The 8,257-nt window shown below is 40.9% G+C and carries 8 protein-coding genes; 3 read left to right on the top strand and 5 right to left on the bottom strand.

Going from position 1 to position 8,257, the window contains the following annotated elements:
* Positions 1–127: 127 nt before the first annotated feature.
* The 3 genes from NXS07_RS17600 (at position 128) to NXS07_RS17590 (ending at position 3,080) form a co-directional block, all read left to right on the top strand.
* Positions 128–914, top strand: a protein-coding gene (locus NXS07_RS17600) for an IS5 family transposase (RefSeq protein ID WP_258087279.1) whose coding sequence is annotated in 2 segments (ribosomal slippage) — positions 128–393 and positions 392–914 — 789 coding nt in all. Because the reading frame shifts where the segments join, the coding sequence is not laid out codon by codon here.
* A gap of 55 nt (positions 915–969) precedes the next feature.
* Complete coding sequence (locus NXS07_RS17595) at positions 970–1,443, top strand: DUF7823 domain-containing protein (protein WP_038197519.1); 474 nt, start codon at positions 970–972, stop codon at positions 1,441–1,443.
* Positions 1,444–2,540: 1,097 nt separating this feature from the next.
* Positions 2,541–3,080: a YniB family protein gene (locus NXS07_RS17590; RefSeq protein WP_258087278.1), complete on the top strand. Its 540-nt coding sequence runs from the start codon at positions 2,541–2,543 to the stop codon at positions 3,078–3,080.
* Between the two features lie 339 nt (positions 3,081–3,419).
* Here NXS07_RS17590 and NXS07_RS17585 read toward each other — a convergent pair whose 3' ends face one another.
* From NXS07_RS17585 to NXS07_RS17565, 5 genes are all read right to left on the bottom strand, one after another.
* Positions 3,420–4,283, bottom strand: coding sequence for a fructosamine kinase family protein (locus tag NXS07_RS17585; protein WP_038198048.1), 864 nt, complete (start codon positions 4,281–4,283; stop codon positions 3,420–3,422).
* A 154-nt stretch (positions 4,284–4,437) separates the two neighbouring features.
* Positions 4,438–5,313 (bottom strand): metal ABC transporter permease, encoded by an 876-nt coding sequence (locus tag NXS07_RS17580; RefSeq protein ID WP_038206275.1) that lies wholly within the window; start codon positions 5,311–5,313, stop codon positions 4,438–4,440.
* A complete protein-coding gene (locus NXS07_RS17575) occupies positions 5,310–6,185 on the bottom strand; it encodes a metal ABC transporter permease (RefSeq protein ID WP_038224894.1) in 876 nt (291 codons plus the stop codon). Before NXS07_RS17575 ends, NXS07_RS17580 begins: the two co-directional genes overlap by 4 nt.
* Entirely contained in the window at positions 6,182–7,093 is a 912-nt protein-coding gene (locus tag NXS07_RS17570) for a manganese/iron ABC transporter ATP-binding protein (RefSeq protein WP_046337107.1), read from the bottom strand. The genes NXS07_RS17575 and NXS07_RS17570 overlap by 4 nt, the downstream gene beginning before the upstream one ends.
* Positions 7,090–8,004, bottom strand: a complete 915-nt coding sequence (locus tag NXS07_RS17565; protein WP_038206271.1) for a metal ABC transporter substrate-binding protein — start codon at positions 8,002–8,004, stop codon at positions 7,090–7,092. The genes NXS07_RS17570 and NXS07_RS17565 overlap by 4 nt, the downstream gene beginning before the upstream one ends.
* Positions 8,005–8,257 lie beyond the last annotated feature (253 nt).

The following is an 8,257-nucleotide window of genomic DNA, read 5'->3' as shown; positions in this document are numbered from 1 at the left end:
AGTACAACTGAACTCAGTGTAGCAAGTAGACTCAATACTGATAAACGACCAGCACCGTGGCTATAACTTGCTCTAAGTACCTGTTCATAGTCTTTACTAAAACACATTGAACCTTGATAATCTGGGAATGAGAAAAATATACCCCAGTGATATCACCCGTGAGCAATTTGAGCAGATACGTCCTCTGCTTGAACAAGCCCGTAAACGCACTGCCCCCCGCAAAATAGACCTTTACGAGGTATTTTGCGGCCTCTTGTACCTGTTGAAAAGTGGATGCCAATGGCGCATGCTGCCGTCCGATTTCCCCAAATGGCGTACCGTCCATTATTATTTTCAGATTTGGAGTGAACCCCAGGGAGCCGGCTCGGTTTTGGAACGGGCTTTAAAAAAAGCAAGTTCAGGAAGCCAGACAAAAAAACGGCCGTGATGCGCTGAGTACATTTTTAATTGTCGATGCACAGAGTGTAAAAAATACCGATACTGCGCAAGACAAAGGCTATGATGCGGGGAAAAAGATTTCAGGGATAAAGCGCCATATCGTTGTGGATAGTCAAGGGCTTCCTCACGCCGTTGTTGTCACAACAGCCAATGTGACGGACCGAGAAGGGGCACTGGATGCACTCGCCGGGCATCAGGATAATCTGGGGAAATTAAAATGCCTTCTGACGGGTGGGGGTTATACAGGTGATAGGTTTGCTTTGTCAATCAAACTGCTATGTGGTGCTACGGTTCAGGTTGTCCAACGTCATGAATTGCATACGTTTACGGTCATTCCTAAACGTTGGGTTGTTGAACGCTCATTCAGTTGGTTGGAAAAATGCAGGCGGCTTTGGAAGAATTGCGAACGAAAACTGAATACCAGTCTGCAAATGGTCAATTTGGCTTTCTTAGTAGTGGTGTTAAAAAGACTCTGAACAGGTTGTAACTCTTTGGGTTGCTTCCAATAATTTATAAATATAAGGAAATAGTATGTCTGACGTTATTAAGCCCGAAATGAATTTAGAAGATTATATGCTGGTTTTTGATCTTAATTTAGCGACTGGTGAGCTTGATGATGGTACTCAAGGTTGGGGATATATGAGTGGCAAGGTATCGGGTGGTCCACGTGGATTCTTTGGTACTTTAAGGGTAATACAGAACAAAATAGATATTAAAAATATGTCCAATTTCTATTGGAATTCGCCTAATTTTTTGTCTTTGTCGTTTAGAATACCCTCTGATAAGGGGCAAGGTGAGCCAAATAGCGTTCCCCCATTATTTCAGGGCAATTTTTATGTCACTGTTGATAATGTAACCTATTATCTTGGCGCTCCTTATGATTCTTATGAAAGAATCGGCAAGCGTACATACAATGCTCGTTATGATAGCGAGGGCGCACTAAAATTAAGCGCTATATTGAAACAAACAGGCCAGACCAAACGCTTTTACTGCAACTGGCGTTAATCCTACCTTACATTTCGAATCCAAGGCCACGCAATGCGCGGCCTTCCTCCTAACTCCTTGATATCCCTTATTTCCGGCAGAGAACCGGAATTCCCGTTCTGAGCAGGAATTGGCTAAAATCAAAAGGTTAGCTAAATGGGATTTGAAAGCCCATTTAAGTGGGAATGCCCACTTTAGCAATAGCTCATTGATATCTAATCAAGCTGCATATTTGCAGTCTGCTTATAATTTGAGCGACGATAATATTGGTATGCAAAATCCAATGTCCGATAATCGGACTTTGCACAACTCAATAAGGGGTGTGCCCAAAAGAGTGAGCTAGAAACAAAGGGTTAAGTCGTTTTGTCCAGCCCCTTGCGCACAAGTAATACGTTGAAACACAATGAATTTATTCCTTTTGTCCAGCGCATAAAGTAACCATTGGGATTTCCCCAACAGTTGAAATAAAGACGAATTTACGGAAGAGATGTCTCGGGGTGGTCAAAGTGACCCCCTCGGGAAAATCAATGAGTTAATCAACTAGGGTGGAAATCACCACGGTTGCCGCAAGGTGTGATATCCCATCTTAAGGTCAGATTTCTGCCCTATAGTGACAGTAGCTTCCTTTCCCACTTCTCCACAATCTCCGGCTTCTCTTTCAGGTAGTCGTAGCGGTCATGGTGCTTAATGTGAATTTTTCAAAGTTGTGGTAAGTGCAAAGCATGCCTAATACTATAGAAGTGGTCACTGAATTGGGGGGGTTGTATGATTTTTTCGTTTGTACATAAACGTGTACATTATTGTTTTTATAGCGACAAAGTTATATTTAATTAGTTGTTTTTTATTATAAATTTATATAATGTGGCTAGTTATATCAAATGGCGGCTTCTATAGGTAAATGAAATGACATCTTATATCTCTCCTTGATGGTGATAACGATTAAAGACTTATAATTGTAGCAAGCTCTATGTCTTAAATCTCGTTATGAACAAATAACAAAGAAAGGCATCGTTTTCTAGGAAAAATGAGAGTTATACATTACAAATGTGGTTAAAGTTAGTCTCTTATCAGCTATCATTGAGTAAAAATAAAATGATTTATGCTAATGAGGAATGTTAATGACGTATCAACAAGCTGGATATATCGCTATTGCGAAACGGATCTTGGGCTGGGTTATTTTTGTACCCGCTTTTTTGTCAACTTTTGTCTCAGTGATCAATCTGGCATGGCAACATGGTGTGAAAGGAAGTGGAATTCATGCAGTATTGAATGATTTTTTAAGAATGATGACAGAGATGATCAAATTCAATACATCATTTTTGGATTTTTTCTGGAAGCATTCACCAATACCTGATCGTATGGTGATGATTACAGGTACAAATGTTAGTTTCCTTGTGATCTATTTTCTTATGTTCGTTGGGTTGGCAATGAGTGCATCAGGCTTAAGAATGTATCGCCAATTTAAATTCATCAAGGAACATATCGAAGATCAAATGATCCTTGAAAATGTTAAGGAAAGCGGAATAACCAAGGAGCAGTTGGAAGCTAAGATTAAATTTCCTCCTCATTCGTTATTCAGTCAAATTTTTATCCTTTATATATCACCAATAATTATTGGTGCGATTGCTTATTTTTTCTCAAAACTATTGGGTTGGTAATGTAAAAAATAAAAATAACAGCTGCGGAAGCATTTATCTTCTCTTCGCAGCTTATTAAGATATTCAGTAGTTTAATCGGCATTGGTAGTGTTTTTACCTCCGTTCTATCCAATAAGCATTTATTTCCTAATATAATAAATTTTTCTTTTTTATCTTATCTATTAGGTAAAAATTAATTAAGCATGGTTAATGTATTTAGTGTGTCGTGAATTTTGTTTTATCGTCATTGTTAATTTGCTTAATATAAAGATAATTAACTCCGATTTTTGGCAATGGTGTTAGATCAGAGTTAATAATAATGATGGTTATTTTTATTGATTAAGTAGATAGCGGTAATCTCTATTCAGATAATATATTATCGATCATATTTTGCACTATGATGAAGTTTTCCCCTCCAAAAAGGTTACAGCGATTCAGTAAGTAGTAAAGTTGATAAAGAGGTTGTCGCTCAATAAAACCTTGTGGCAATGGCCAAATACTTTGGTAACCATCAAAAATTTGTAGGGGTAGCTCTGGATAAAGGGGCAGCATGGCAAGGTCACATTCACGATCTCCCCAATAGCAGGCGGGATCAAATGCTGCGGCAGAGTTGCTATTTAATGATGCACAATTTGTTGGCCATAAATCGCCATGCAGGAGAGAAGGCTGAGGTTGGTGAGATTGTAGCTTGTCACTGATTATTTGGACAATAAGCTCGATGTTGCCAAACACCATTCCCCTATCTGCCGCGAGTTGTAATTGCCAGCCAATCCGTTTTTCTGCGTAAAATTGATTCCAGCGCTTTTGCCATCCATTAGGCTGTATGGTGGTCGCGAGCATGTTATCAAAATCAAAACCAAATTTAGGTTGTTCACTCCATTGGTGCAGTTTCGCGAGTTGTTGACCAAAGTAGTATGCACTATAGGCATTAAATGGCTTTATAGGTAAATACTCCAGCAAAAGAAAACTGTGGTCGCGATCGTACCCAACGCCGTAAACTTGAGGGACATGGATAGTTTTGCTGTGGGCCAGCAATTCCAGTTGTTCTGCTTCTGTTTTAAAAACAGGCAACATTTCTTTCAAGTTGGATTTGATAAAAATATGCTGTTCGCCGTACTCAACGCACCAAGAACGGTGAATATCCCCTCCCGCTAATTCTGTTTTATTGTGAATGTCAGCGCCACCAAAATGCTCACTTAATAGACGGTTCACTGCTTGCCACATGATTCACCTCATTAAGTTGACAATTGCTATGCTCATATTACAGACAGATGCAACAATTGAACAGGTTAAAAAGTGATTTAAATAGCACTCAATAGAGAACCATATCCAAAATTAGATATGGCTCTCTACTTTATTAATTTGATTCACCTGAAATTTATGATGATGGAGATGGGATATCTTTGGTACGCTTCTTGCTCATTTTCTTTCTAGCTAATTTTATTTGGTCATAAATAAGTGCTGTTATGAAGAAAATAGCTTGAATAATGACGATACAAGGCCCTGTTTCACCATCGATGTGAAAGCTGATTATTGTACCGAGCACACTGGATGACACAGAAGCAATCATTGCAACAATAAGCATGCGATCAAAACTCCGGCAGAGCATAAATGCAATAATGCCGGGAGATATCAGCATGGCAATAACCAGAATAATGCCAACGGCTTGCAGCGATGCGACAATAGTTAAGGCCAGCAGGGACAATAAGCCATAATGGATAAGTTTCACGGGTAGACCGACAACGCGTGCCTGATTGGGATCGAAACAGTAGAGCATAAAATCTTTGCGTTTCAGCAACACAATTGCCAGTGTTACGCTAGCAATACATAGTGTCTGGATCAATTCATGCTGGGTAATGCCAAGTATGCTACCAAATAGAATATGCGTCAGATGCTGATCGGTATCTATGCGAGTAAACAGGACTAAACCCAATGCAAACATGCCGGAGAATACAATACCCATGACTGTATCCTCTTTGATTCGACTGTGTTCTTTCAGATATCCGGTAGCGAATGCGCAAAATATCCCTGAAAGAAAAGCACCTATTGCGAGTGGTATTCCAGCGACAAATGCTAATACGATACCAGGTAAGACCGCATGGGAAATGGCATCCCCCATCAGTGACCAACCCTTTAATACTAGATAGCAGGAAAGTACCGCGCAGACTGCCCCCACCATGATAGAAGCGAAAATAGCTCTCTGCATAAAATCATGCATGAAGGGTTCAGTAATGAATTCAATCAATGTACTCATGAGCGTCTTCCTTGAGTTAATGCTAAAGATTCTTTTTTCGCTCGTCTGCGGGACGCTAACATGCCATGTTTGGGGGCAAAGAAGAAAGCCAGTAGGAAAATCACAGTTTGTAGCGTGACAATCACTCCCCCTGTTGCGCCATTGAGGAAGTAACTCAAGTAAGCACCTACAGCACTCGTTAATGATCCGATGGTGACAGCAATGATAAGCAGGTGCTTAAACCGATCTGTCAATAAATAGGCTGTGGCACCAGGAGTAACTACCATTGCGATGACCAGAATGGCACCGACTGTTTGCAATGCGGCAACAGTACAGGCACTGAGTAAGGTGAAGAAAATGATTTTTAACCGCAGAGGTGATAAACCGATAGAACGTGCATGGGTTTCATCGAAGAAAACAACTAAAAGATCTTTCCAGATCAACATCAAGATAATAAAGGAGACAGCAATAATGATTTCGACTTGCAAAACATCTTCATCAGAAATGCCTAAAATATTGCCGAGAATAATGGTTTGTACATTAACGGAAGTGGGGTTTAAGGAAACGATTAATAACCCGACAGCGAAAAAAGTAGAGAATATAAAACCGATCACCGCATCTTCACGTAACCGCGTAATATGACGAACCAGAGTCATTGATAATGCCGCGAGCATACCAGTAAAAAAGGCTCCACCTGCATAAGGCAAACCGAGAGCATATGCGCCTGCTACGCCCGGTACAACAGAATGGGAAAGGGCGTCTCCCATCAGCGACCAACCTTTCAGCATCAGATAGGCAGATAAAAAAGCACAGACTGCACCTACGATAGCACTTACCCACATGGCTTTCACCATATAGTTGTAATTGAATGGTTGTATCAGCAACTCCATCATGGCTGGTTTTCCTTCTGCTTTTGGCTTTGTCGTGGTGGGACATGACGGTCATAGCCATAGAAGACAGCAGCCCGCTCATCATCGGTAATGACAGTCAGTGAGCGCGGGTCATCATCATCATGAAGCTCTGAGCCAGAAAGGTTGATATGGCGTAAGACACCACCGAATGTTATCTCCAGATTTTTTTGGGTGAAAGTGGTTTCAGTTGGGCCACTAGCCAGAACAGTGCGATTGATCAAGATAACATGGTCACAAAATTCAGGTACACTGCCGAGGTTATGCGTTGATACCAAAACTAGATGCCCTTCATCACGTAAGTCACGGAGTAAATCGACAATGGCATTTTCTGTTTTAACGTCTACACCAGTAAAAGGCTCATCTAACAGTAGCACTTTTCCTTCCTGTGCTAGTGCACGTGCTAAAAATGTCCGTTTTTTCTGCCCACCGGAAAGCTCACCGATTTGTCGATTTCGTAGTTCATTCAACCCGACGCGTTCAAGCGCTTTATCCACGATTTGATGGTCACGTTTACTGGGTCTGCGCAAAAATCCCATTTTTCCATAGCGGCCCATCATCACAACATCGGAAACTAAAACTGGAAAATTCCAGTCTACATCCTCAGTCTGTGGAACATATGCAATGATATTTTGTTTTAACGCAGTCTTGATGGTTTGTGCATTGAGGGTGACTTTTCCGTGGGAGGGAGTAACTAATCCCATGATTGTTTTGAATAATGTGGATTTTCCGCTGCCATTCATACCTACCAGCGCACAAATTGTGCCGCCGGTAATATCGAAACTGGCGTCATATATGGCGGTGTGCCCATTGTTGTAAGTGACGGTAGCATCATCAACAATTAAATGGGGATGCTCAAATAATGATTGATGGTTTAACGATGAATGACTCATTGATTAAATCCTTTCGCGATGGTGTCCACAGTGGTGTTCAGCAGGTCAATATAAGTAGGCACTGGACCTTTTGGGGTAGAAAGAGAATCGACATAGAGGATTCCACCGTAGTGAGCCCCGGTTTCTTTGCTGACTTGTTTTGCTGGTTTATCCGAAACGGTACTTTCACTGAAGACTACAGGGATTTTCTGTGTCCTTATGGTATCAATAACACGGCGAACCTGTTGCGGAGAACCTTGTTCTTCAGCATTGATTGGCCACAAGTACACTTCCTTGAAACCATAATCTTGTGTGAGATAGCTGAAAGCCCCTTCACTGGTTACCAGCCAGCGTTGATTTTCTGGAATACGGGAAAGGCGTTCCCTGAGTGGTGCATCCAGTTTAGCCATTTTTTCTGCGTAAATTTTCGCATTGCGATTATAAACCTCTGCATTCGCAGGATCATATTTAACGAAAGACTTGCGGATATTTTCAATATAAATCAGGGCGTTTTTGGGAGACATCCAAGCATGAGGATTGGGATTTTTATTGTAAGGTCCTTCACGAATCGGCAGCGGGGTTATACCCTCAGTAGTGACAGCCGTAGGGATGTCTTTCATGTTTTCAAAGAAACGTTCAAACCAGCGTTCAAGATTCAAGCCATTCCAGAGGATAAGATCTGCACGCTGTGCTTTAATGATGTCTTTTGGCGTAGGCTGGTAATCATGAATCTCTGCGCCTGGTTTTGTGATGGATTCAACGATGGCTGCATCACCTGCGATATTTTGGGCCATATCCTGAATAATGGTAAAGGTAGTTACAACCCTGAATTTTTTATCTGCATAGGCTTGCTGGCTGAATAGGGTGAGCGTGAATAATGCGATAATCATATTGAATATCGGGAAAGCAGAAATTGAACGCCTTTTGTTCATTTTGGCAAACCTTACTTGTTATACATGTAATTATTGATAATGATTATCAATATCATTTATTTAAAGTCAAGGCGATATTGCACAAAATTAATGATAGTTTGATAGACATTCCTTAACTTTCTTGTTGCTGAGATATTGGTAAAGAAGGTGATGTGAACAAAAAATTAGCCTATTGTCTAGATGATGTCGTCATGAGATTTTCAGCCAAAGAACAAGGCAACGGATTTGCACTGCGGCAAGAAAAGACGCGCTA

The sequence above is a fragment of the Xenorhabdus bovienii genome (assembly GCF_024721015.1).
GTDB lineage: Bacteria > Pseudomonadota > Gammaproteobacteria > Enterobacterales > Enterobacteriaceae > Xenorhabdus > Xenorhabdus bovienii.
This window is presented reverse-complemented; position numbering and strand designations above follow the sequence as displayed.